This window comes from Dactylosporangium sp. NPDC000244, from assembly GCF_040300725.1.
Taxonomy (GTDB): domain Bacteria; phylum Actinomycetota; class Actinomycetes; order Mycobacteriales; family Micromonosporaceae; genus Dactylosporangium.
Genome location: NZ_JBEPEH010000009.1, coordinates 119000 through 140733 on the forward strand (window position 1 = coordinate 119000; position 21734 = coordinate 140733).

The 21734-nt window shown below is 72.1% G+C and carries 23 protein-coding genes and 1 pseudogene; 11 read left to right on the plus strand and 13 right to left on the minus strand.

Annotated features, from left to right (window positions below; translation table 11 throughout):
* Nucleotides 1-12: 12 nt before the first annotated feature.
* Together ABT369_RS14685 and ABT369_RS14690 are read right to left on the minus strand one after the other, a co-directional pair.
* The gene (locus ABT369_RS14685) at nt 13-1464 is read right to left on the minus strand and encodes a basic secretory protein-like protein (protein ID WP_350612442.1); all 1452 of its coding nucleotides are present in this window, start codon (nt 1462-1464) and stop codon (nt 13-15) included.
* A 108-nt stretch (nt 1465-1572) separates the two neighbouring features.
* Nucleotides 1573-2493 (minus strand): proline dehydrogenase family protein, encoded by a 921-nt coding sequence (locus ABT369_RS14690; protein ID WP_350612260.1) that lies wholly within the window; start codon nt 2491-2493, stop codon nt 1573-1575.
* Nucleotides 2494-2570: 77 nt separating this feature from the next.
* Here ABT369_RS14690 and ABT369_RS14695 point away from each other — a divergent pair, with 77 nt between their 5' ends.
* Both ABT369_RS14695 and ABT369_RS14700 read left to right on the plus strand, forming a co-directional pair.
* Complete coding sequence (locus tag ABT369_RS14695; protein ID WP_350612261.1) at nt 2571-3164, plus strand: CGNR zinc finger domain-containing protein; 594 nt, start codon at nt 2571-2573, stop codon at nt 3162-3164.
* 185 nt (nt 3165-3349) lie between these two features.
* Nucleotides 3350-3550, plus strand: a complete 201-nt coding sequence (locus tag ABT369_RS14700; protein WP_350612262.1) for a cold-shock protein — start codon at nt 3350-3352, stop codon at nt 3548-3550.
* Between the two features lie 450 nt (nt 3551-4000).
* Here the strand turns inward: ABT369_RS14700 and ABT369_RS14705 are convergent, their stop codons facing one another.
* Nucleotides 4001-4804 (minus strand): sugar phosphate isomerase/epimerase family protein, encoded by an 804-nt coding sequence (locus tag ABT369_RS14705; protein WP_350612263.1) that lies wholly within the window; start codon nt 4802-4804, stop codon nt 4001-4003.
* Nucleotides 4805-4844: 40 nt separating this feature from the next.
* Nucleotides 4845-5774, minus strand: a complete 930-nt coding sequence (locus ABT369_RS14710) for a Ppx/GppA phosphatase family protein (RefSeq protein ID WP_350612264.1) — start codon at nt 5772-5774, stop codon at nt 4845-4847.
* A gap of 61 nt (nt 5775-5835) precedes the next feature.
* On the opposite strand from ABT369_RS14710, the gene ABT369_RS14715 reads away from it, so the two are divergent.
* Nucleotides 5836-6666, plus strand: coding sequence for a DUF3109 family protein (locus ABT369_RS14715; protein WP_350612265.1), 831 nt, complete (start codon nt 5836-5838; stop codon nt 6664-6666).
* Here ABT369_RS14715 and ABT369_RS14720 read toward each other — a convergent pair.
* The gene (locus tag ABT369_RS14720) at nt 6637-6864 is read right to left on the minus strand and encodes a hypothetical protein (protein WP_350612266.1); all 228 of its coding nucleotides are present in this window, start codon (nt 6862-6864) and stop codon (nt 6637-6639) included. The two genes, ABT369_RS14715 and ABT369_RS14720, sit on opposite strands and share 30 nt — an antisense overlap.
* 80 nt (nt 6865-6944) lie before the next feature.
* Between ABT369_RS14720 and ABT369_RS14725 the strand changes: the two genes are divergently transcribed.
* A complete protein-coding gene (locus ABT369_RS14725; RefSeq protein ID WP_350612267.1) occupies nt 6945-7577 on the plus strand; it encodes a PilZ domain-containing protein in 633 nt (210 codons plus the stop codon).
* A 14-nt stretch (nt 7578-7591) separates the two neighbouring features.
* Here ABT369_RS14725 and ABT369_RS14730 read toward each other — a convergent pair.
* Both ABT369_RS14730 and ABT369_RS14735 read right to left on the minus strand, forming a co-directional pair.
* A pseudogene (locus ABT369_RS14730) lies at nt 7592-8284 on the minus strand (winged helix-turn-helix domain-containing protein); the annotation flags it as partial.
* 68 nt (nt 8285-8352) lie between these two features.
* Nucleotides 8353-9453 (minus strand): sensor histidine kinase, encoded by a 1101-nt coding sequence (locus ABT369_RS14735; protein WP_350612269.1) that lies wholly within the window; start codon nt 9451-9453, stop codon nt 8353-8355.
* Nucleotides 9454-9605: 152 nt separating this feature from the next.
* On the opposite strand from ABT369_RS14735, the gene phoU reads away from it, so the two are divergent.
* Entirely contained in the window at nt 9606-10271 is a 666-nt protein-coding gene (gene phoU, locus ABT369_RS14740) for a phosphate signaling complex protein PhoU (RefSeq protein WP_350612270.1), read from the plus strand.
* A 60-nt stretch (nt 10272-10331) separates the two neighbouring features.
* Here phoU and ABT369_RS14745 read toward each other — a convergent pair whose 3' ends face one another.
* The gene (locus tag ABT369_RS14745) at nt 10332-11084 is read right to left on the minus strand and encodes a phosphoglyceromutase (RefSeq protein ID WP_350612271.1); all 753 of its coding nucleotides are present in this window, start codon (nt 11082-11084) and stop codon (nt 10332-10334) included.
* 147 nt (nt 11085-11231) lie between these two features.
* Between ABT369_RS14745 and ABT369_RS14750 the strand changes: the two genes are divergently transcribed.
* Genes ABT369_RS14750 through ABT369_RS14760 form a run of 3 tightly spaced genes read left to right on the plus strand, consistent with a single transcriptional unit; the run spans nt 11232 to nt 14080 of the window.
* Entirely contained in the window at nt 11232-12452 is a 1221-nt protein-coding gene (locus ABT369_RS14750) for an MDR family MFS transporter (protein WP_350612272.1), read from the plus strand.
* A gap of 30 nt (nt 12453-12482) precedes the next feature.
* Nucleotides 12483-13712 (plus strand): MDR family MFS transporter, encoded by a 1230-nt coding sequence (locus tag ABT369_RS14755; RefSeq protein WP_502891751.1) that lies wholly within the window; start codon nt 12483-12485, stop codon nt 13710-13712.
* A 32-nt stretch (nt 13713-13744) separates the two neighbouring features.
* Nucleotides 13745-14080, plus strand: coding sequence for an STAS domain-containing protein (locus ABT369_RS14760; RefSeq protein WP_350612273.1), 336 nt, complete (start codon nt 13745-13747; stop codon nt 14078-14080).
* Between the two features lie 152 nt (nt 14081-14232).
* On the opposite strand, the gene ABT369_RS14765 is transcribed toward ABT369_RS14760, so the two are convergent.
* The 3 genes from ABT369_RS14765 to mshA all read right to left on the minus strand — a co-directional run bounded on the left by ABT369_RS14765 (nt 14233) and on the right by mshA (nt 17398).
* Nucleotides 14233-15237, minus strand: coding sequence for an alpha/beta hydrolase family protein (locus tag ABT369_RS14765; protein WP_350612274.1), 1005 nt, complete (start codon nt 15235-15237; stop codon nt 14233-14235).
* 365 nt (nt 15238-15602) lie between these two features.
* Nucleotides 15603-16100 carry a type III secretion system chaperone family protein gene (locus ABT369_RS14770; RefSeq protein WP_350612275.1) on the minus strand — a complete coding sequence of 166 codons (498 nt, stop codon included), beginning with the start codon at nt 16098-16100 and terminating at the stop codon, nt 15603-15605.
* Nucleotides 16097-17398, minus strand: a complete 1302-nt coding sequence (gene mshA, locus ABT369_RS14775; RefSeq protein ID WP_350612276.1) for a D-inositol-3-phosphate glycosyltransferase — start codon at nt 17396-17398, stop codon at nt 16097-16099. Before mshA ends, ABT369_RS14770 begins: the two co-directional genes overlap by 4 nt.
* Nucleotides 17399-17523: 125 nt before the next feature.
* On the opposite strand from mshA, the gene ABT369_RS14780 reads away from it, so the two are divergent.
* Together ABT369_RS14780 and ABT369_RS14785 are read left to right on the plus strand one after the other, a co-directional pair.
* On the plus strand, nt 17524-18279 hold the full coding sequence (locus ABT369_RS14780; RefSeq protein ID WP_350612277.1) for an SDR family oxidoreductase: 756 nt from the start codon (nt 17524-17526) through the stop codon (nt 18277-18279).
* Nucleotides 18276-19022 (plus strand): class I SAM-dependent methyltransferase, encoded by a 747-nt coding sequence (locus tag ABT369_RS14785; RefSeq protein ID WP_350612278.1) that lies wholly within the window; start codon nt 18276-18278, stop codon nt 19020-19022. The genes ABT369_RS14780 and ABT369_RS14785 overlap by 4 nt, the downstream gene beginning before the upstream one ends.
* On the opposite strand, the gene ABT369_RS14790 is transcribed toward ABT369_RS14785, so the two are convergent.
* Nucleotides 19019-20053: a UDP-N-acetylmuramate dehydrogenase gene (locus ABT369_RS14790; RefSeq protein WP_350612279.1), complete on the minus strand. Its 1035-nt coding sequence runs from the start codon at nt 20051-20053 to the stop codon at nt 19019-19021. The two genes, ABT369_RS14785 and ABT369_RS14790, sit on opposite strands and share 4 nt — an antisense overlap.
* A 36-nt stretch (nt 20054-20089) precedes the next feature.
* On the opposite strand from ABT369_RS14790, the gene ABT369_RS14795 reads away from it, so the two are divergent.
* A complete protein-coding gene (locus ABT369_RS14795; RefSeq protein ID WP_350612280.1) occupies nt 20090-20848 on the plus strand; it encodes a maleylpyruvate isomerase family mycothiol-dependent enzyme in 759 nt (252 codons plus the stop codon).
* Here ABT369_RS14795 and ABT369_RS14800 read toward each other — a convergent pair.
* Entirely contained in the window at nt 20808-21647 is an 840-nt protein-coding gene (locus ABT369_RS14800; RefSeq protein ID WP_350612281.1) for an EI24 domain-containing protein, read from the minus strand. The genes ABT369_RS14795 and ABT369_RS14800 overlap by 41 nt on opposite strands.
* Nucleotides 21648-21734 lie beyond the last annotated feature (87 nt).

The window sequence follows — 21734 nt, forward strand, 5'->3', positions numbered from 1 at the left end:
TACGTCACTGCACTACGCGCGTGCCCGCACGTAGTGGGCGCAGTCGTCCGCCACGTCGTTCCAGCTCGTCCCGAACGCCTTGCGGGCCGAGTCGTCGAGCGAGATCCCCTGGCGGGCGGCGTAGTCGAAGAACTCGAGCAGCTTGTCCTCGCCGTAGCGGTCGGCCAGGTGCTGCAGCGAGAGGTACGCCACGCCGTAGCGGCCGCTGACGTCCGCGGTGCTCGCGTCGGCGGGCGGGTCGTCCAGGGCGATCTCGCTCTTCCAGCGCCCGCCGCGCAGGTAGGCGCGCACGTCGCCCATCTGGTCGAAGGGCTTGCCGCTGCCCTTGACGCGCACGTACTCCGCGATGCCCTCGACCAGCCACCAGGTGTGCTCGTAGGCCTTCTCGACCCCGGACAGCGTCACGACGTGCGTGAACTCGTGGCGCAGCACGTCGAGGGTCTGCTTGGTGTCGACCCGGTTCGCGTTGAGCACGATCTCGGTCGCGCTCGAGGTGAGCGGCAGCGCGAACCCGATCACCCACGCCTCCGGCCGCATGCCGTACCAGCTCGCCCACTCGTCGGGCCCGGCCAGGTAGACGACGTACCGCGCGGGCGGCGGCCCCCAGCGCGCGAACGTGTCGGTGAGCTCGGCCGCCTGCTCGGCCGCGGCGAGCATGGCGGGCAGCCGCGACGCGTACCGCGCGGTCGTCGCCATCACCACCCGGTTCCCGACCGCGGTGCGCAGCTCGCTGACCTCCCACGGGCGCGGGCCGAGCTCGGTGGAGGTGCCGAACTCCAGCAGCGTGACGCCCTCGCCGGTGACCTTCCAGCGCGTGTCGGCCGCGAGCTCCATCGGGTCGCAGGTGGTCACGACGTAGCAGTACTTCACCCGCACCGTCACGGTCGCGGTGCCGCCGGGCCCGGTCTTCGCCGCGCCGTCGGCCCGCGGCTGCCAGAGCTTCACCTGCAGCTGGCGCAGCGAGCCGAACCGGCGGGCGAGGTCCTCGCGCAGCCCGTCCGCGGACGGGTCGACGGGGCGCAGGAAGCCGTCCTCGTCGCCGCCGAGCAGCGCGGCCGCCTGGTCGCGCAGGGCCTTGCGAATCCGGCCGTCGAGGGTGTTGGGCAGCGCGTTCGGGGTGAGCGCGTTCGCGGTCGCGTCCGGAGTGCCCGGCTGCCCGGCCTTGGCCCCGGCGCGCCCGCCGCTCTGGACGCTCTCGTCCCCGGCCAGGTCCTGGCCGGACACGATCGCCGAGTGCTCGTGCCGGGCCGTGGCGTAGGCGATCGCGCCCGCGGGGGCGCCCAGCAGCACCGCGAGCGAGGCGAGCAGGGCCAGCCGGAAGACGGTGCCGCCGCGGGGCGGGGCGGGCTCGCCGGGGACGTGATGGCGGGCTTCATGGCGGGCTTCGCCGCGCTGGTGGGGAATGGCGGGGCGGGTCGCGGTGACGTCGTCGACGTCCGCGTACCTCCGTTCATCCCCAACCATCACTGCCGGACCGTACGTGAGACGGTCAAGGCGTCGCGTCGCCCATACGGACGAGAAGCGCCTGGATGTGACGAAGAGCCCGTTTCCCAGGGCCCGCCCGCGGCGTTGTCAGACCCGCGACCGCAGCGCCCTGGCCAGGAATCCGACGTTGGCGGGGCGTTCGGCGAGGCGGCGCATCATGTACGCGTACCACTGCGTGCCGTACGGCAGGTAGACCCGCACGGTGTAGCCCAGCTGGGCGAGGCGCAGCTGCTCCTCGGGGCGCACGCCGTAGAGCATCTGGAACTCGAACTCGTCCGGGGTGCGCTCGTACCACTTCGCCCGGTCCTCGCCGATGCCGATCAGCCGCGGGTCGTGGGTGGCGAGCATCGGGTACCCACCGCCGGCCATGAGCACGTTGAGGCAGCGCACGTAGGACTTGTCCACGTCGAGGCGGGTCTGGTACGCCACCGACTCCGGCTCCTTGTAGGCGCCCTTGCACAGCCGGACCCGCGAGCCCGCGACGGCGAGCTCCCGGCAGTCGGCCTCGGTGCGGCGCAGGTACGCCTGCAGGACCGCCCCGGTGGTCGGGAACTCCCCGCGCAGCCGGGCGAGCACCTCCAGCGTCGAGTCGGTCGTCGTGTGGTCCTCGGCGTCCAGCGTCACCGTGGTGCCGGACTCGCTGGCCTTGGCGCAGATCGCGCGGGCGTGCTCGTAGGCGACCTTCTCGTCGAAGACCTGGCCCAGCGCGGAGAGCTTGAGGCTGACCTCGGCCGCCGGGGTCAGCTCGGCGGCGTGCAGCGCGTCGAGGAGCTTGAGGTATGCGTCCCGGGTCGCCTCGGCCTGGTGCGGGTTGGTGGTGTCCTCCCCGAGGTAGTCGAGGGTGCCGGAGAGTCCGTCCGCGACGAGTTCGCGGGTGCGCTGTAGCGCGTCGTCCGCGTGCTCCCCGGCGATGAAGCGGCGCACGATGCTGCGGCTGACCGGGGCGGTTTCAACGAGCCGCTCGACCCTCGTGGAGCGGCTGGCGGCGAGGATGACCGATCTGAGCATGTGCCGAGCGTAAACAGATCCGCCGTCGCCGGTGACGCCTGGTCGCCACTGTGGCATTTCTTGACTACCTTGGTCGGGTGGACTTCGACGCGTATGCGCGGACCGCCGTCGACATCGTCAACGCGCCGCTCGAAAGCATGCAAGATCTTGCTGCCCTCTTCGGCGAGGACAGCTGGCAGACCGCCGAGGCGACGGAGCGCGACCTGGTCGCCTTCCGCCGGGCCCGCAAGCGGCTGCGGGAGGTGTTCGAGCACGGCTCCTCCGGCCGGGACGTGGCCGCCGTGGCCGAGCTCAACGCGCTGCTCGAGGCCTACCCGATGCAGCCGCGCATCTCCGGGCACGACACCCACGACTGGCACATGCACGTGACCGGCCGCGGCTCGTCGGTGAGCTCGGAGCTCCTGGCCGGCGCGGCCTGGGGCCTGGCCGTGTGGCTGTGCGAGCACGGCAGCACCCGCTTCGGCGTCTGCGCCGACGAACGCTGCGGCAACGTCTACCTGGACACGTCGTCCAACTGCTGCCGCCGCTTCTGCTCCGAGCGCTGCGCCACCCGCTCCCACGTCGCGGCCCATCGCGCCCGCAAGCGCGCCGCCGAGACGAGCGCGGCGGCCCCGCTGCAGCCCGCGGCGAGCCCGGTGGGTGACGCCGATCGGGCGGTCGTGACGGCGTAAGTCCTGGAAACGCCTCCGGCGCGGGCAACTTCGGCATATCTTGCGTCATGTGGTTCGCTTTACCGCGCGTCCGACAAGTCGGACACGCGGGCTTGGGCGATGCGGTTCCGGCCTCTGTTCTCGGCCGGCCCCCGACACCGGGTACGTCACCGGATCACAACGCCCTACGAAGGAGAAACAGCACCATGGCCCAGGGAACCGTGAAGTGGTTCAACGCTGAGAAGGGCTTCGGCTTCATCAGCGTCGACGGCGGAGCCGACGTCTTCGTCCACTTCTCTGCCATCCAGTCGGACGGCTACCGCAGCCTCGACGAGAACCAGCGCGTCGAGTTCGAGATCAAGCAGGGTCCCAAGGGCCCCCAGGCCGAGTCCGTACGCAGGATCTGACGCCGACTTCGGAAACGGCCCCGGCCCGCGCACCACTCCCGCGGTCGGGGCTGTTTCGCTTTCCTGCGCGATATGTCGGGCGCTTCGCGCCGCGACATATCGGATTTATACCCTGACAGGCGATAAATCCGATTCGCGCGCTTCACCGTCGGCGCCGCGCGACGTTTGCGCAGCTCAAACGGCCTCCGAGCAGCTAGCGCGTCTGGGCGCGGCACGCAGCGCAACTCGCCGCTTCGGCTCGGCCGCCACGGACGGTAGGCGCCAGCAAGCGACGCAATCGGTGACGCCGCAAATCGCCGTATCGGTCGGCCACGAACGACGGCACATGGCAGGGAACGGGTGCGCCACCAAGCGGCGAGCGCCGCTTACGAGCGCGCGGGCAACAGGCGCAAGCGGCGAGCGGCGCAACAGCACGCGCCGAACAATGGTGACGCGACTGGCAGCAGCGGCTCAGGCGACCGGCGACGGCGTAGCAAGGTGCTGGCGAGCGAACCGCAGCGACTCGGCCAGATCAGCCTCCCGCTCCGCCCGGCTCCCCGCCTTCCGAGTCCCGACCTCGACCGCCACCGACCCGGTGAAGCCCCGCGACTCGAGCGAGGCCAGCAGCTTCGCGCACGGCATACTCCCCCGCCCCGGCACCAGGTGCTCGTCGCGCCCCTTCCCCGTGCCGTCGCCGAGGTGGACGTGGGCCAGGTTGCCGGCCATCGTGTCGGCGAGCGTCATCACGTCGGTGCGCGAGGCGGCGCAGTGCGAGAGGTCCAGCGTGTAGGCGTCGAACCCGGTCAGCGTCGGGTCCCAGCCGGGCGCGTAGGGCACGAACTCGCGGCCCACCCCGCGCAGCGGGAACATGTTCTCCACGGCGAAGCGGATGCCGGGGAACTGCCGCCCGAGGCGCAGCAGGCCTGAGGAGAACGTGCGCGCGTAGTCGCGCTGCCACGCGAACGGCGGGTGCACCACGACGGTGTCGGCGCCTAGCGTGTCGGCGAGCTCGGCGGCGCGGCGCAGGCGCTCCCACGGGTCGGGGCTCCAGACCCGCTGGGTGACCATCAGGCACGGGGCATGCACGGAGCGCACCGGCACGTTGTAGTGCTTCGAGAGCCCCGCCAGCGCGCCCGAGTCCTGGCTGACCGCGTCGGACCAGACCATGACCTCGACGCCGTCGTAGCCGAGCTGGGCAGCCATCTCGAAGCCGGCCGCGGTCGGCTCGGGAAAGACCGAGGAGGTGGACAACAGGACCGGAACTTGGCGACTCACACCACCAGGCTAGCCCGATCCGGGTAGCGTCTCCTGTCGATCAACTCGACTCCAGCACTTCCAGCCGGCGAAGAATCACTCCTTCGCGCAGCGCCCACGGGCAGATCTCGACCTCGTCGATGCCCAGCACCCGCATCGTGGCCTCGGCCACCACGGCGCCGGCGAGGATTTGGTGCGCGCGGCCGGGGCTGACGCCGTCGATCTCGGCCAGCGCCGAGGACGACATGCGGCGGATGAAGGACAGCACCTGGTGCAGGCCGGTGCGCGTGAGGCGGCGCGACACCCGCGGGCCGGCGCCGCTCGGGGCCGCCCCGGCCAGGCGGGCCAGGGTGCGGAAGGTCTTCGAGGTGGCGACCGGGCGGTCCCATCCGCTCACGAGCAGTCCCGGCGCGACCTTGCCGACGACGGTTTCCGCGTACTCGCCCAAGGCGTCCACCGAACTCGCCGACGGCGGGTCTCCGGGCAGCCGCTCCCGGCTCAGCCGCCCGGCCCCCAGCGGCACCGACAGCGCCACGTCCGGCTCCTCGTCGATGCCCGCGGCGAGCTCCAGCGACCCGCCGCCGATGTCCATCACCAGCAGCCGCCCGGCCGACCAGCCGAACCACCGGCGCACGGCCAGGAAGGTCATGATGGCCTCGGCCTCGCCGGAGAGCACCTGCAGGTCGACGCCGGTCTCCTCGCGCACGCGCTTGAGCACGCGGGCCGAGTTCTTCGCGTCGCGCACGGCCGAGGTGGCGAAGGCGAGCAGGTCGTCGGTCTCCAGCCGGGCGGCGGCGTCGCGGGCCTGGGCCACCGCGGCGACGAGGCTGTCGGCACCGGCCTTGGTCAGCTCGCCGTTGCCGCCGATGCGCTCGGCGAGGCGCAGCTCGGCCTTCTGCGAGTGTGCCGGCCACGGGTGGGCGCCGTGGTGCGCGTCGACTACCAGCAGGTGGACCGTGTTGGAACCCACGTCGAGCACACCGAGTCGCATGGTCGAACCGTATCCGCGTGGGGTTTCGGCCGCGCGCGGAGGACGGCGTACGCTTCGTCGAATGGACATCCACGTCGAGGTCGAGGACCTCGAGGACCCGCGCAGCCTCGAGGTCGACCTCGACTTCCCGCGCGAGTGGCTCGAGTTCTCGGACCCGGCCGACGCCGACCACCTCATCCGCGCCGACCTGACCTGGCTGCTGTCCAACTGGACGTGCGTCTACGGCACCGGCTGCCACGGCATCATCGAGGGGCGCGCCGAGGAGGGCTGCTGCTCGCACGGCGCCTTCTTCACCGACGACGACGACCAGGAGCGGGTGCGGGCGGCGGTCAAGAAGCTCACGCCCGAGCACTGGCAGCACTATCGCCGCGGCTTCAAGCGGTGGACCGAGAACGACACGATCGACGGCAAGAACAAGGCCCTGCGCACGGCCACGCGGGCCGGCGGCGGCTGCGTCTTCCAGAACGACCCGGGCTTCGAGGGCGGGGGCGGCTGCGCCCTGCACGGCCAGGCGCTGCGCGACGGCGTGCATCCGCTGGAATACAAGCCGGACGTCTGCTGGCAGCTGCCGGTGCGCCGCGACCAGGACTGGCGCAAGCGCCCCGACGGCACCAAGGTGCTCGTCTCCACGCTCGGCGAGTTCGACCGCCGCGGCTGGGGCGAGGGCGGCCACGACCTGCACTGGTGGTGCACCTCCTCCCCGGAGGCGCACGTGGGGGCGAAGCGGCTCTACCAGGAGTACGAACCGGAGCTGACGGCGCTGATCGGCAAATCGGCGTATGCGCGGCTCGCGGAGCTCTGCGCGGCGCGGGCCGAGCAGGGCATGGTCGCCGAGCACCCGGCGACCACCGGAGCCAGGAACCTAAAGCTCATCCCCATCAGACCGGTCTGAGCCGGAGCGGGAGCGGGAGCGGCGGGCCCGCGCGACCAGCGAGTAGCCCACCGCCATCAGCGACAGCCCGATCAGGATGCTCGGCAGCAGCCGCGGCCAGCCGGCCCTGGCGAATGCGGTATAGGCGGAACTGACCGCCAGCAGCAGGCCGACGACCATCATGAGCAAGCCGGCCGGGCCGGTGTTGAAGCTGCGCACCACGCAGAACGCTACGGCAGCCGGGCGTGTCGTGAGGCCGGACTCCTCAAGTCTCGTCCGGGTGAGCCGAAGGTCCGGGCGTGACGAGCCTGCCCACGATCAACGCCCTGGTCGACGTGGTGCTGATGGACGGAGAGGCCTATCAGTCCCGCGTCGAGGACATGAGCGGCAAGCGCCTGACCGTGGCCGCGCCCTTCGGTGTGATACCGGCGGACGTGCCCAAGGTCGGCGCGTCCATGGAGCTCGCCTGGGTGGCGGGCGACCGGCGCCAGGCCGTGGACGTGCGCCTCGTCGAGCTCGGCCGGGAACAACCGCCCCGCTGGTCCCTGGAGGCCATCGGCTCGATCCGCCTGCAGACGCGCCGCAACTACGTACGCGGCGGCGGGGGCGAGTGGGTCGAGGTGAGTCACGGCGGCTCGACGTACCAGGGCAGGGTCATCGACCTGTCCGAGGGCGGCGTGCGGTGCCGGTTGCTGGAGGACCGCTTCGAGCGCGACGACCGCGTCGACGTGAAGGTCTCGCTGGAGTCCGAGTCGATCACGCTGCGCGGGACCGTCCTGTTCGTCCGGCGGGATCCCGAGAACGCCACCTACGACGTGATCATCACGTACGAGACCAGCGAGCTCATCGGCCGCGCGATCCGCGGTTACGTCCTGCGCCGCGAGATGGAGGAGCGCAGGCGCAACCGCGAATCCGTCGCGAACGCCGGGTAGGGCGGCCCGCCGGCCTACGGCTCGAACTTGTAGCCGAGGCCGCGGACGGTGACGATGTACCGCGGCGCCGAGGGCTCGGGCTCGATCTTGGAGCGCAGCCGCTTGACGTGCACGTCCAGCGTCTTGGTGTCGCCGACGTAGTCCGCACCCCAGACGCGGTCGATCAGCTGGCCGCGGGTGAGCACCCGGCCGGCGTTGCGCAGCAGCAGCTCGAGCAGCTCGAATTCCTTGAGCGGCAGCTGTACGGCATCCCCCGCCACGGTCACCACGTGCCGGTCGACGTCCATGCGCACCGGGCCGGCCGAGAGCGTCGGCGGGGCGAGCTCGCCGACCGTGTCGACCTGGCGGCGCAGCACCGCGCGGATGCGCGCGACCAGCTCGCGGGGCGAGTAGGGCTTGGTGACGTAGTCGTCGGCCCCGATCTCCAGGCCGACCACCTTGTCGATCTCGCTGTCCCGTGCCGTGATCATGATGATCGGCACGTTGGACTTCTGCCGCATCTGCCGGCACACCTCGGTGCCGGACATCTCGGGCAGCATGAGGTCGAGCAGGACGATGTCCGCGCCGGTGCGGTCGAACTCGGTCATGGCCTCAGTGCCGGTCGCCGCGATCGAGACCTCGAAGCCCTCGCGGCGAAGCATGTACGACAACGGGTCCGAGATCGACTCTTCGTCCTCGACCACGAGTACGCGCGCCAACGTGCTGTCCTTTCGTAGCTGCCGGGGAGCCGCACTGCGCTGCGAACCGCGGGTGGAAGGTTGCTGTTGCGTAACGATCATGGGGCCCCTCCGATCTCAACTGACGGCGGTAGCGTCAACGCGGCCTCCGTCGGACGCGAAGGCAGCCGCAACGTGAACGTCGAGCCAACTCCTACTGTGCTCGCCACCGTCACCCGGCCACCGTGGTTGGTGGAGATGTGCTTGACGATCGCGAGGCCGAGCCCGGTGCCGCCGGTGGCCCGCGAGCGCGCCCGATCGGCGCGGTAGAACCGCTCGAAGATGCGGTCGAGGTCGCGGGGCTCGATGCCGATGCCCTGGTCGATGACGGCGATCTCGACGTACCCGTTGTCCTCGCTGGTGGCCACGGTGACCGCGGTGTGCTCCGGCGAGTACGCAATCGCGTTCTCGACCAGGTTGGCCACGGCCGTGACGAGCTGGTTCTCGTTGCCGTAGACCTTCAGCCCGCGCACGCCCGTGAAGCGCAGGTCGATCTCCTTGGCCGAGGCCGGGGTCTTGGCCCGGTCGAGCACCTCGGCGGTGATCTTGTCGACGTCGACCGGCTCCGGCTCGGGCAGCGGCTCCGCGCCCTGCAGCCGGGACAGCTCGAGCAGCTCCGAGACCAGCCGGCCCAGCCGCGACGACTCGTGCTTGATCCGCTCGGCGAAGCGGATGGCGGCCGCGGGGTCCTTGTCGGTCGCGTCCAGCAGCGCCTCGGCCAGCAACTGCAACGCGCCGACCGGGGTCTTGAGCTCGTGACTGACGTTGGCGACGAAGTCCCGGCGCACCCGGGCGACCCGGTGTGCCTCGGTGACGTCGGCCGCCTCGATCGCGACCCGGCCGCCGTCGAGCGCGCTGGCCCGCACGTTGACGCCGAGCGGCTCGCCGTGCGTCAGCCGGGGCAGGTCGAGCTCGACGACGCGGGTGATGCCGGTGCGCCGCACCTGGCCCGCGAGCGTGCGCACGATGGTGTGCGCCTCCTCGGTCGGCTCGGCGGTGCCACCCTGGCGCTGCCGGACGAGGCCCATCTCCCGTGCCGCCGCGTTGGCGAGCACCGGATGGTCGCCCTCATCGAGCACGAGTACCCCGACCTGCAGCGCGTCGAGGATGTCGGTCACCGCCGGACCCTCGGACTTCGCCTGCCGGAACTTCCAATCCACGATCCGATGGTAGGAGACCATCTAGCGCATCCAGCGCGCACGAAGGCACGAATCGGGCTCATGTGGTCCAGTGTTCACCCTGCTGGCGGCCACTGTTCACCAGGTGTGCCGGGTTCGGGCCATACGGTGAGGGTCACAACGATGGGAGCACTATGCGCGACGAATACCGTGCCGATCTTCTGCAGGTCAACAAGCTGCTGGTGTGGATGGCCGACGCGGTGCGCTCGGCCATGAGCCGGGCCACCAACGCCCTGCTCAACGCCGACCAGACCGACGCCGAGGAGGTCATCGCCCGCGACGCCGAGGTCAACGCGCTCTACCGGCTCGTCGAGGACAAGGTCTACGACCTGTGCGCCCGCCAGGCCCCGGTCGCCTCCGACCTGCGGCTGCTGCTGACCGCGCTGCACCTCGCGGCCGACCTCGAGCGCATGGGCGACCTCGCTGACCACGTGGCCAAGACCGCGCTGCGCCGGCACCCGGCCCGCGCCGTGCCGGAGCCCCTGGTGGCGACGTTCGAACAGATGGGCACGGTGGCGGACCGGATCGCCGGGAAGATCTCCTCGGCCATCTCCAAGCTCGACGTGGTCGCCGCCGGCCAGCTCGAGCGCGACGACGACGCCATGGACAAGCTGCACACGGACCTGTTCGGGATCATGTTCGCGCCCGGCTGGGCCGAGGGCACGGAGGCCGCGGTCGACGGGGCGCTGCTCGGGCGGTTCTACGAGCGGTACGCCGACCACGCCGTCAACGCCGGCCGTCACGTCGTGTTCCTCGTCACGGGCGAGACGCTCGACACCCGCGACGCCGTCAAGGACTGACGTCAGCGAACGAAAAAGGGGGCCGGGTCGTCGACCCGGCCCCCTTCGCGTCGTGCGTGATCAGCGACCCTGGTTGGCGACCGCGGCGGCCGCCTCCTTGGCCGCCTCCGGGTCCAGGTAGGTGCCGCCGGCCGTGATCGGCTTCAGCGCCGCGTCGAGGTCGTAGCGCAGCGGGATGCCGGTCGGGATGTTGAGCTTGGCGATCGCCTCGTCGGAGATGCCGTCGAGGTGCTTCACGAGCGCGCGCAGCGAGTTGCCGTGGGCCGCGACGAGCACCGTCCGGCCGCTCAGCAGCTGGGGGACGATCTGGTCGTACCAGTACGGCAGCATCCGAGCCACGACGTCCTTGAGGCACTCGGTCTTGGGCTGCAGCTCCGGCGGCAGGGCCGCGTAGCGCGCGTCGCCCGCCTGCGACCACTCGTCGTCGTCGGCGATGGCCGGCGGGGGCGTGTCGTAGGAGCGGCGCCAGAGCATGAACTGCTCCTCGCCGAACTCGTCCAGCGTCTGCTTCTTGTTCTTGCCCTGCAGGGCGCCGTAGTGCCGCTCGTTCAGCCGCCAGCTGCGCTGGACGGGGATCCAGTGCCGGTCGGCGGTGTGCAGGGCGATCTCGCTGGTGCGGATGGCACGGCGCAGCACTGACGTGTGCACCACATCCGGCAGGAGACCGGAATCACGGATCAGCTCGCCGCCCCTGCGGGCCTCGGCCTCCCCCTGGGCGCTGAGGTCCACGTCGACCCAGCCGGTGAACAGGTTCTTGGCGTTCCACTCGCTCTCACCGTGCCGCAAGAGCACCAGTGTCCCGACTTCACTCATTCGTCCTCCGCTTCGCTCCGGCCGCCTGAGCACAGACTGCGCCGATGATGAGCGGCCCCTCCGCTTCGCTGCGGACCGCTCATGACCCCATGGTCCCGCACTGAATCACTTCGACATCACACGGCCCCGGTGTAAGGATGCGAGACCGTGGCGGAACTTACGGGGAAGCGGCGGCTGCCGAGCCAGTTCTGGGTGTTGTGGACGGCCACGCTGGTCAATCGGGCCGGCGGCTTCGTCATCATCTTCCTGACGATCTACCTGACCACCCAGCGCGGCTTCAGCCCGACCACGGCCGGTCTGGTGATCGGGCTCTACGGCGTCGGCGGCGCGGTCGGCGTCACGGCCGGCGGCCACCTCGCCGACCGCTGGGGCCGCCGCCCGACCGCCCTGCTGTCGCTCTTCTCCACCTCGGCGCTCATGATCGCGCTCGGCCTGGCCCGCGGCCCGGCCGAGATCGCGGCGGCCGCCCTGCTGCTCGGCGCCGCGGCCGAGTCGGCCCGCCCGCCGCTGGGCGCGATGATCGCCGACATCGTGCCGGGCGAGGACCGGATGCGCGCGTTCAGCACCTACTACTGGGCCATCAACCTCGGCTTCGCGGTGTCCGCGGTGGTCGCCGGGTTCGCGGCCCGGGCCGGGTACTTCACGCTGTTCGTCGGCGACGCGGCCACCACCGCGGCCGCCGGGCTGCTGGTCGCCTGGCGCATCAGGGAGACGAAGCCGGCCGTCGCGCCGCACGAGGAGCACGAGCGCGGCCGCCTCGCCACGGTGCTGCGGGACCGGGTGTTCCTCGGGTTCGTGGCCTGCAACCTGCTCATCGCGCTGGTGATGCTCCAGCACATGTCGATGCTGCCGCTGGCGATGATCGACGACGGCCTGCCCAGCGAGACGTTCGGCGTGGTCATCGCGCTCAACGGGGTCATGATCGTGGCCGGGCAGATGGCGGTGAGCCGGCTGCTCGCCCGGCGCCGGCCCACGCTCGTGATGCCGTTCGCCACGGTGGTGATCGGGCTCGGATTCGGCCTGACCGCGTTCGCCCACACGCCGCTGCTGTACGCCGGGACGGTGCTCGTCTGGACCGCGGGCGAGATGCTGCAGGCGCCGTCCAACGCGGCCCTGCTCGCCGGGCTGTCCCCTGTCTCGATGCGCGGCCGCTACCAGGGCGTGTTCGGCCTGAGCTGGCAGGCGGCCTCGTTCCTCGCCCCCACGCTGGGCGGGGCGGTGCGCGATCTGGCCGGCAACACGGCGCTGTGGCTCGGGTGCCTCGGCGCGGCGCTCGCGGCCGCCGTCTGGAGCCTGCTGGCCGCCCCCGCCCGCGAGCGCCGGGTCGCCGCTCCGGTCGAGAAAGACCTGGCTAAGATCCAACTGTAAGGGGTCTTAACAAAAGGAGTGCTGACTTTCGTGCGCAACTGGTACCGGTCCACGATCGGCGGCCTGCCCAGCCTCTACTGGTACCTCTGGACCGGCATGCTGATCAATCGCGTCGGCGGATTCGTCGCGCTGGTCCTGTCCCTGTACCTCACCTCCGCACGGCACCTCGCGATCCCCGTCGCGGGCCTGGTGGTGGGCGTCTACGGCATCGGCGGCATCGCGGGCGTGCTGCTCGGCGGGGTGTTCGCCGACCGCTGGGGCCGCCGCCCGACCCTGCTGCTGGCGCACTTCGGCGCGGTCGCGGTGCTCGCCGGCCTGACCGTGGCCCGCCCGATCCCGGCGATCGCGGTGCTGGCGGCCCTGCTCGGCCTGATGCACGCGATGCCCGGCCCGGCCTTCGTGGCCGCCATCGTCGACGTGACTCCGGCCGACGACCGCAGCCGCGCGTTCAACCTGCAGTTCTGGGCGTTCAACCTGGGCATGGCCGTGGCATCGGTACTGGCCGGAGCCCTCGCCGAGGTGAGCTTCACGCTGCTGTTCGCCGTCGACGCCGCCGGCACCCTGCTGACCGCGCTGCTCATCCTGTGGAAGGTGCGCGAGACGCGCCCGGCGCACCGGGTCGCCACCAGGGCCGCAGGCGGGCTGCACACGGCGCTCACCGACCGCGCGTACATGCTCTTCGTCGCCCTGTCCCTGCTGCTGGCGGTCGTCGGCACGCAGACGTCGACGATCCTGCCGCTGGCGATCACCGGCGACGGGCTGCGGCCGTCGGCGTACGGCTCCGTGGTGGCGTACTCGGCCCTGCTCATCGTCGTCGGTCAGCTCTTCGTGCCGCGGGTCATCGACCGCTGGCGCAAGGGCACCGCGCTCGCGATCGCGAACGTCTTCCTGGGCCTGGGCTTCGCCGCCGTCTCGCTCGCCGACGGCGTGCTCGGCTACCTGGCCGCCGCGACCGTGTGGACCATCGGCTCGATGATCGCCGCCCCGCCCAACGCCGCGGTCATCGCCGAACTGTCCCCCGAGGCGCTGCGCGGCCGCTACCAGAGCGTGTTCTACCTGACGTTCCCGGCGGCCGGCTTCATCGCGCCCGCGGCCGGTGGGGTCAGCCTGCAGTACCTCGGCGACTGGCACTGGATCGTGTGCGGCGGCCTGGGCCTGCTCGCCGCGGCCGGCCACCTGCTCATCCAGCCCGCCCGGGAGCGCCGCGTGGCCCGCGACCTCGCCGCGAACGAGGAGTTTGCGGTGCCCGTCGCCGGGTAGTGGCGCTGGTCACCACGACGGCGGGAGGCGCCTTGGACGGCTCGGCGGGTTTGTCGGCGCGGCTCGAACCCGCACCGCCGGACACCGTCGTCATCCGGCTCGCGGGCGAGCTGGACCTGGCCACCCGGGAGCAGGTGACCGAGGCGGTGCGGGCGGTACTGCCGGCGTTCCACCCGGAGGCGCTCGTGCTCGATCTCGACGCGGTGACGGTGCTGGACTCGGCCGGGATCGGGGCGCTGGTCGGCTGCTGGAAGCTGGCGGCCGGGGTGGGGTGCGTGCTGAGCCTGCGCAATCCGCGGCCGCTCGCCTACGCACAGCTGGAGCTCACGGGTCTGCTGGACGTCTTCGCGCTGCCGGCCGCCCGCTGAACCGGCCCGCCCGGCGCCCGCGCCCGGCACATCCGCAGGCCTGCCGAACGTCCTCGCGCCCGTTGAAAAACCATCAGGCCCGACATATCTCCGGTCAGGGTATAAGTCCGAAATGTCGGCGGCTTCGGCCGCGAAGCGGCCGACATTTCGCCTCAGAGCGTGCCGTCGTACTTCGCCGCGCCGCTCGCGGTCCCGTCGGCGCGCAGCCGCGAGCGGGCCGCCGAGTCCCCGTACAGGCTGTACCGGAAGAGGTCGAGCATCGACTTGCTCACGGCGCTCGCGGCCGGCGTCGTGCCCCACAGCGACGCGCCATGGTCGCCGCCGATGAGCGTCAGCAGCCCCTTCGGCCACGGATCGTTGTCGAAGAGCGATTTTCCGCTGCTGAATGGCACGGTGGCGTCCGCGTCGCCGTGGATGAACAGCACCGGGGTCGCCGCGCCGGAGAACTTGCCGCCCATCGAGCCGCCCGACACGACCACGGCGCCCTTGAGGCGGCTGTCGCGGGTGGAGCCCGAGAGCAGGCCGGCGGTGGTGTACCCGCCGGCGGAGTGCCCGGCCGCGCCGACGTGGGCGGTGTCGATGCGCCCCGCGAGCGGCGAGCCGGACTGGCCGTCGAGCTTGAGCACCTCGGTGATGACCGCGGAGGCGTCGGCGGGCTGGTTGACCATGTCGTTCTGGTTGAACGGGTTCGCCTTGTCATTGGTGAACGGGTAGGCGGGCGCGGCGACGACGAACCCGGCGGCGGCGATCTTCTGGGTCACGCCGCTGTACCCCTCCGGCGAGCCGTGCAGCCCATGGCTCCACAGCACCAGGGGGTAGCGACCGGCCGTCTTCGGGTACCAGACCACGGTCCGCAGCGTCCGTCCGGCCCGCGTGAACGTGAACTGGCTGCTGGTGGTGGCGAAGGTCTGCGCCGGCGCCTTGCCACCCCCGCCCGCGGGGGCCGCAGTCGTGGTCGTCTTGGCGGGGGCACTGGTCGCGGCGCGGGCCGCGAGTCCCCCGCTGCCGTCCGCGGCGAAACTTCCATCGACGGCACTCGGCGCCACGGAGGCGTCGGCCGAACCGGGAACTCCCCCATTGGCGGCCTGGGATCCACACCCGGCGAGCCCGGCGAATGCGGCCAGCAGAATGGCGGCCGTCATCAGACGCCTACGCATGCGAGGAAATTACGGGCTTGAAGCCCTCGGCGTCTTTACGCGCGCCTTAAGTTTCGACTCGTACCGGCGGCAGCGGGTGCGTGCACCCCCAGTCCACGACACCCGCTCTGTGCCGCCGGTTGCGACGACACGCCCCGCCCGGACATGTCATCGCGAGTGGGCCTTTCGGCCCGGAACACCCCCGCCGCTCCCCAACTTCAGGAATCGCCGGATCCGTAAACGACGGTACGCGGCACACTATTGGCCCGCCAAGTAAACGGGCTGTCGGCTCGCTCACACACCGGAAACAATTGAAATCAGTCGCGATTTCAAGCGCATGGCCACTGGTCACAACGACCGGCGGCTTGGAGGAGCCGTGGCAATGCTCAGGCCGGGCGGTTCACGAAGTCGGTGAATGCCCGCAGGTTGTCGAGGGGCTCGCCGCGCTTGACCCGCCACTCCCACTCGCGGCGGATCGCCGAGCCGAAGCCGATCTCCAGCATCGGATCGAAGCTCTCGTCGGCGTACGTCAGCACCGCCCCCAGCAGCCGGTCGAGCTCCGCCTCGGTGACGGCGTGCAGCGGGAGCCGGCCCATGAGGTACACGTCGCCGGCCGAGTCGACGCTGAAGGCCACGCCGTACATGCGGGCGTTGCGCTGCAGCAGCCACTCCCACAGCGCCTCGCGGTTCTCGTCCGGGTGGCGCATGACGAACGCCTCGACCCGCAGCGCGTGTTCGCCGACGATCAGATTGCAGTTCGTCTTCTGCTTGTGGGTGCCGGGCAGGGTCACGACGTACGCGTGCTCGCCCGTGCGCTCCCACGGGATCTCGCGCTCGGCCGCCACCCGCTCGATCAGCGCCGAGATCTCGGCCCTGGCGCTCATGCCGCCACCGCCTCCCGGTGGAACGCCAGTGCGTCGCGGTAGGCGGCCAGCAGCCCGCTGGCCGTGTGGGCCCAGGAGAACTCGCGCGCGTGGCGCACCGCGCCCAGCGACAGCGCCGCCCGCCGGGCTGGCTCGGCCAGCAGCGGCCCGAGCACGCTCGCCCAGTCGGCCGGCTTGTGCGTGTCGACCAGCACGCCGGAGACGCCGTCGCGCACCGCGGTCACCAGCCCGCCGACGGCCGCCGCGACCACCGGAGTGCCGCAGGCCTGCGCCTCGATCGCGACCAGCCCGAACGACTCGTTGAAGCTCGGCACCGCGACGACGTCCACGGCCCGGAACAGCTCGGCGAGCGCGTCGCGCGGCTGGGGCGGCAGGAACCGCACGATGTCGGCGATGCCCAGGTCGCGGGCGAGGTCCATGAGCGCGGTGGGCCGGTCGAGGCCGGAGCCGCTGGGGCCGCCGCAGATGACCACGAGCAGCTTGGGGTCGCGCGCCCGCAGCTCGGCGGCGGCGCGCAGCAGCACGTCGGGGGCCTTGAGCGGCTGGATGCGCCCGGCGAAGGCGACGATCCGGGCGTCGGCGGGCAGGCCGAAGCGCTCGCGCGCGGCGAGCTTGCGGTGCGGCCGGGGCACGAACCGGTCCAGGTCCACGCCGGGCGGCACGACGCTGACCTTGCGCGGGTCGGCGGCGTAGAGGTCGATGAGCTCCGCGGCCTCGGCCGGGGTGTTGGCGACCAGGCCGTCGGCCGCCGCCACCACCTGCTCCTCGCCGATCACCCGGGCGATCGGCTCGGGCTTGTCGCCGTCGGCGAGCAGCTGGTTCTTGACCTTGGCGAGGGTGTGCGCGGTGTGCACCAGCGGGACGCCCCACCGGTCCTTCGCAAGCCACCCGACCTGCCCGGAGAGCCAGTAGTGGGAGTGGACCAGGTCGTACCAGCCCGACGGCCGGGCCGCCTCGGCCCGCAGCACGCCACCGGTGAACGCGCACAGCTGCGCTGGCAGGTCCTCCTTGGCCAGGCCCTCGAACGGCCCGGCGATGACGTGGCGCACGAGCACGCCCGGGGCCATCTCCACCGTCGGCGGCAGCTCGCTGTTGGTGGCCCGGGTGAAGATCTCCACCTCGACGCCGGCCCGCGCGAGCCGCTCGGCCACCTCGACGATGTAGACGTTCATCCCGCCGGCGTCACCGGTGCCCGGCTGGTCCAGCGGGGACGTGTGCACCGACAGCGTCGCAACGCGCCTCGGGAGGATACGGCGGGACTGCGGGATGTGGCCATACAGCGAATCGACCCGCGCCACGTCGTGCTCCTGTCTGTTGCCGACCGGTTACATCTTCCCAACCGTCCATGTTCCCTCGCCGAGGGCCGTTCACCCACCGTTGCGTTGGTCACTGCATCCTGGGCCCGGTCGTGCAGGATGGCCACATGTCTACTCGAATCGCCGTCGTCACCGGCGCCTCCAGCGGCATCGGGGCCGCCACCGCCCGCCGGCTCGACGCCGAGGGCTTCCACGTCGTCGCCGTCGCCCGCCGCGAGGACCGGCTCAAGGACCTCGTCGGATCGCTGCGCTCCGGCACCGCCGTGGTGGCCGACGTCACCTCCGACGAGTCGGTCGCGGCACTCGCCGCCGCCGTCGAGGCGCTGGACGGGACCGTCGAGCTGCTGGTCAACAACGCCGGCGGGGCGATCGGGGCCGAGACGGTCGAGGACGCCGACCTCGCCGACTGGCAGTGGATGTTCGACGTCAACGTGCTCGGCACGGTCCGGGTCACCAAGGCGCTGCTGCCGCTGCTGGAGCGCTCGGGCCGGGCCACCGTCGTGGTGCTGAGCTCGACCGCGGGGCTGATCGTGTACGAGGGCGGCGGCGGGTACGCGGCGGCCAAGCACGCCCAGACCGCCGTCGCCGAGACCCTGCGCCTGGAGCTCTGCGGCCGCCCGGTCCGGGTCGTGGAGATCGACCCCGGCATGGTGCGCACCGACGAGTTCGCCCTCAAGCGCTACGAGGGCGACGCGGAGAAGGCGGCCGCGGTGTACGCCGGCGTCGCCGAGCCGCTCGTCGCCGACGACATCGCCGACTGCATCGCCTGGACCGCGACCCGGCCGCACCACGTGAACATCGACCGGCTCGTGGTCCGCCCGCTCGCCCAGGCCGCCCAGCACAAGGTCCACCGGGTGCTGTGAAGCCGGTCGGGTCGATCACGCGGGGCACCACCAACCCCAACCGGCTGCGCCGCGTCGACAACTGGATCGCCGCGACGCTCGGCGGGGTGCTGCGCCGGGCGGACGAGCCGCTGGTGGTCGACCTCGGCTTCGGCGCCTCGCCGATCACCGCGATCGAGCTGCACGCCCGCCTCGGCGTGCCGGTCGCCGGCCTGGAGATCGACCCGGCCCGCGTGGCCGCCGCCCGCCCCTACGAGACCGAGGGCCTGCGCTTCCGGCTCGGCGGCTTCGAGCTGGCCGGCCTGCGCCCGACCCTGGTGCGGGCGTTCAACGTGCTGCGGCAGTACGACGAGGCCGACGTGCCCGGCGCCTGGGCGGCGATGACGGCGACGGGCGCGCTGCTGGTGGAGGGGACCTGCGACGAGCTCGGCCGGCTGGCCGCCTGGGTGCTGGTCTCCCCCGCCGGCCCGCGCACGCTCACCCTCGCCAGCCGCCTGGCCACCCTGGACACGCCGGGCACGCTGGCCGAGCGGCTGCCGAAGGCCCTCATCCACCACAACGTCCCCGGCGAGCGCATCCACGCCCTCCTGCACGACCTCGACACCGGCTGGCGGGCGGCGGCCCCGCTGTCGGTGTTCGGGCCGCGGCAGCGCTGGCGGGCCGCCGTGGAGTCGGCGCGGGGCGCGGGCTGGCCGGTGCTGGACCGCCCGGCCCGCTGGCGCCTGGGCGAGGTCACCGTGCCGTACTCCGCCGTCGCCCCCTAGAGCGCGCAGTTCACCAGCACCGGCTCCGGGTGGAGGGTCACGCCGAAGCGGGACTCGACGCCGTCGCGGATCTCGCGGGCCAGGTCCAGCAGCGCCGAGGTCGTACCGCTGCCGCGGTTGGTCAGGGCGAGCGTGTGCTTGCCGGACAGGGCCACCCCGCTGGAGAGGTCACCGTGGCCCTTGGCGAAGCCGGCGCGCTCGATCAGCCAGGCCGCGCTCAGCTTCACCGCATCGCCGGCCGGCCACGACGGCGGGGCGCCGAACTCGGCCGCGAGCTCGCGGACCCGCTCGAACGCGGCGGCCGGGACGACCGGGTTGGTGAAGAAGGAGCCCACGGACCAGGTGTCGGGATCGGCCGGGTCGAGCACCATGCCCTTGCCCGCGCGCAGCTTCAGCACCGCGGAGCGGACCTCCTCCAGGGGGGCCGTCGCGCCCGGCTCGACCCCGAGGGTGCGGGCCAGCTCGGCGTACGCGATCGGCGTCGAGGCGCCGGAGACCTTGAGGCGGAACGTCACCGACAGCACCACATAGCGGGCGTTGTGCTTGAAGATGCTCGTGCGGTACGCGAAACCGCACTCGGCGGCCGGGATCGTCACGACGTCGTCGCGCTCGCGGTCGTAGGCGCGCACCGCGGTGATGGTCTCGGCGACCTCCTGCCCGTACGCCCCGACGTTCTGGATCGGCGTCGCGCCCGCCGAGCCCGGGATGCCCGACAGCGACTCGATGCCGGACCAGCCGCTGGACACGGCCGTGGCGACCACGTCGTCCCACGGGTGACCCGCGGCGACCGTCAGGGTGATCCCGTCGCCGCCGGCCTCGCTCGTCAGGCCCCGCTGGCGCAGCAGCACCACGGTGCCGGGAAAGCCCTCGTCGGCCACCACCACGTTGCTGCCGCCGGCCAGGATGAGCTGCTCGCCCTCCGAGCGCAGGGCGGCGAGCGTCTCCTCCTCGGTCGTCGCCTCGATCAGGCGGCCGGCCGGGCCGCCGAGGCGCAGGGTCGTGAACGCGGCGAGCGTGCGGGGTTCGGACACGGCACCAGCGTAAGCGTTGCCCTAATCTTGTTGGCTATGAGCAAGCCTCAGCTCACCAAGGACATCTGGCAGGCCGCGCTGCGCACCGAGGGCGACGCCTTCCGCACCGCCCTGAGCAACGGCACGCCCCTCGACGCCCCGGTGCCGAGCTGTCCGGGCTGGAGCCTGGGGGATCTCGCGTGGCATGTGCGCCAGGTGTACTCGTACGTCACCGGACACATCGCCCGCGGGAACCTCGACAAGCCGGAGCCCCGCTCGACCGACCCGCTGCCCGAGGGCGTGGACGCGGCGACGGCCTGGACCGACGCGTTCACCGAGCTCGTAGCGACCCTCGACGCCGTCGACCCGGACACGCCGGCCTGGAACTTCGCGCCCCAGGCGAAGAAGGCCGCGTTCTGGCACCGGCGCATGGCCCACGAGACGACGATCCACCGCTGGGACGCGCAGATGGCCGGCGGCCTCGCCGAGCCGATCGAGGCGCGGCTGGCCAGCGACAACGTCACCGAGGTGCTCGACACCTGGATCCCGTCCGGGCGCCGCAGCGGGCCCACCGACCGGGCCGGCATGATCGCGCTGCACGCCACCGACACGGATCAGGTCTGGTACGTCCGGCTGCGCGGCGCCGGCATCGCGCTGCTCGACACCGACACCCTGCTCGACTCCGACGAGCACCACGAGCGCGCGACGGCCAGCGGCAGCGCGAGCGACCTGGCCCTGGCGCTGTGGGGCCGCGTGCCGTTCGACACCCTGCTCGTCAGCGGGGACGCGACTCTCCTGCGGGGCTTGCTGGCCTGAGCGGCGGCGGCCCCGCCGGCGGCCGAGCCTGGTCGTCGATGTTCAGCCCGAGCGTGCGCCGGGTCAGCAGCGTCGCCCCGCTCACCGCGGCCGGGATCACGATGATCGCCACGATCGGGATCAGCAGCACCAGGAAGACCGGGATGCCGAAGCCGAGCGCGAGCGCGCGGTTGGCCCGCAACACCTTGCGCCGGTCGGCCAGGCGCAGCCCCCGCCGGTTGAACGGGATGCCGGTGAGCTCGACGACGATGAGCCAGCCGCCGACGAGCGCGTTCAGCACCGGCACGACGGTCTGGCCGACGACCGGGATGAACCCCATCAGGAACAGCGGGACGGCGAAGACCACGCCCAGCGTGATCAGGCGGATGGAGTCGATCAGGTTGGGCCAGAGGGTGCGGTACCACGGAAGGTCCACGGCCCCGGGCGTCCCGCCGAGCCCCTCCTCCACCTTCTCGGAGATGACCTCGTAGAACGGGTCGCCGATGAGCAGGGTCAGTGCGGTGAACGTGAGCGCGGAGAGCAGCGCGGCGGCGATGAGGATGGCGGCGCCCGCCCCGAACTCGATCGCGCCGCGCCAGAAGCCCGACCAGTCGTCGGCGAACCCGGTGGCCGCGGCGGCGAGGTCGTCGATGTAGATGATCAGGAACGTCCACGCCACGACGAACAGCGCGCACGTGATGACGGCCGGGATGGCGCCCAGCAGGAGCAGTTTGGGGTTGCGCCCGTAGCGCGCGAATCCCTTGCCCAGCAGCCGCAGCCCCGTTGCGAACTCGGACCCGGTCGTCTTCAGCTGACCCACGGCTTGGGAGCCTACTCGCCGGGCGCCAGCCCGTTGCGGAACGCTACGCCACCGCCTGCGCCCGGTCGCGTCGGGATCTATTCGCCG

What these genes read in the sequence shown, in the direction of transcription:
- ABT369_RS14685 (WP_350612442.1), bottom strand. Translation starts at nt 1,464, where the DNA reads ATGGTTGGGGATGAACGGAGGTACGCGGACGTCGACGACGTCACCGCG.
- ABT369_RS14690 (WP_350612260.1), bottom strand. Translation starts at nt 2,493, where the DNA reads ATGCTCAGATCGGTCATCCTCGCCGCCAGCCGCTCCACGAGGGTCGAG.
- ABT369_RS14700 (WP_350612262.1), top strand. Translation starts at nt 3,350, where the DNA reads ATGGCCCAGGGAACCGTGAAGTGGTTCAACGCTGAGAAGGGCTTCGGC.
- ABT369_RS14710 (WP_350612264.1), bottom strand. Translation starts at nt 5,774, where the DNA reads ATGCGACTCGGTGTGCTCGACGTGGGTTCCAACACGGTCCACCTGCTG.
- ABT369_RS14715 (WP_350612265.1), top strand. Translation starts at nt 5,836, where the DNA reads ATGGACATCCACGTCGAGGTCGAGGACCTCGAGGACCCGCGCAGCCTC.
- phoU (WP_350612270.1), top strand. Translation starts at nt 9,606, where the DNA reads ATGCGCGACGAATACCGTGCCGATCTTCTGCAGGTCAACAAGCTGCTG.
- ABT369_RS14745 (WP_350612271.1), bottom strand. Translation starts at nt 11,084, where the DNA reads ATGAGTGAAGTCGGGACACTGGTGCTCTTGCGGCACGGTGAGAGCGAG.
- ABT369_RS14765 (WP_350612274.1), bottom strand. Translation starts at nt 15,237, where the DNA reads ATGCGTAGGCGTCTGATGACGGCCGCCATTCTGCTGGCCGCATTCGCC.
- ABT369_RS14770 (WP_350612275.1), bottom strand. Translation starts at nt 16,100, where the DNA reads ATGAGCGCCAGGGCCGAGATCTCGGCGCTGATCGAGCGGGTGGCGGCC.
- ABT369_RS14780 (WP_350612277.1), top strand. Translation starts at nt 17,524, where the DNA reads ATGTCTACTCGAATCGCCGTCGTCACCGGCGCCTCCAGCGGCATCGGG.
- ABT369_RS14795 (WP_350612280.1), top strand. Translation starts at nt 20,090, where the DNA reads ATGAGCAAGCCTCAGCTCACCAAGGACATCTGGCAGGCCGCGCTGCGC.